The organism is Carboxylicivirga caseinilyticus, assembly GCF_050589785.1.
GTDB lineage: Bacteria > Bacteroidota > Bacteroidia > Bacteroidales > Marinilabiliaceae > Carboxylicivirga > Carboxylicivirga caseinilyticus.
Window position 1 is genome coordinate 1 of record NZ_JBNGOX010000122.1, and the last position, 441, is coordinate 441.

General features: G+C 37.9%; 1 tRNA gene. It reads left to right on the forward strand.

What is annotated here, in order from left to right:
- The first annotated feature begins 20 nt into the window (after positions 1 to 20).
- Positions 21 to 97, forward strand: a tRNA-Ala gene (locus ACRD62_RS22490).
- Positions 98 to 441 lie beyond the last annotated feature (344 nt).

Below are 441 nucleotides of genomic sequence, written 5' to 3' on the forward strand. Positions count from 1 at the left end.
AGATCTTGAATCTAACACATGGGGGATTAGCTCAGCTGGCTAGAGCGCCTGCCTTGCACGCAGGAGGTCATCGGTTCGACTCCGATATTCTCCACCAAAGAAAGTAAAAAGGATAAAGGCAAAAGTAAAAAGTAAGGCAAAGGCACACTTTTGAGGTTTAACTTTAGAGTTTTGATTTCAAGAAAGTAAAACAAAGGTTTTACTAGAAAAAACATCATGAAAATCATCTTGATACTTGATACTAGAATCTTGATACTAAGATGAACGATACATTGGATTAATATTTCAGTTCGATTCTGGAAGTATCACTAAAGCATAAAAGAAGGCTTCGGACTACGGTCTGAGTACTTCGAGCTTAAAAGTTCTTTGACATATTGGCAACAACCAAAACCATATACACCAACTATGGTGTGTGTAAAAGAAAGTAGACAAGGGCGTACG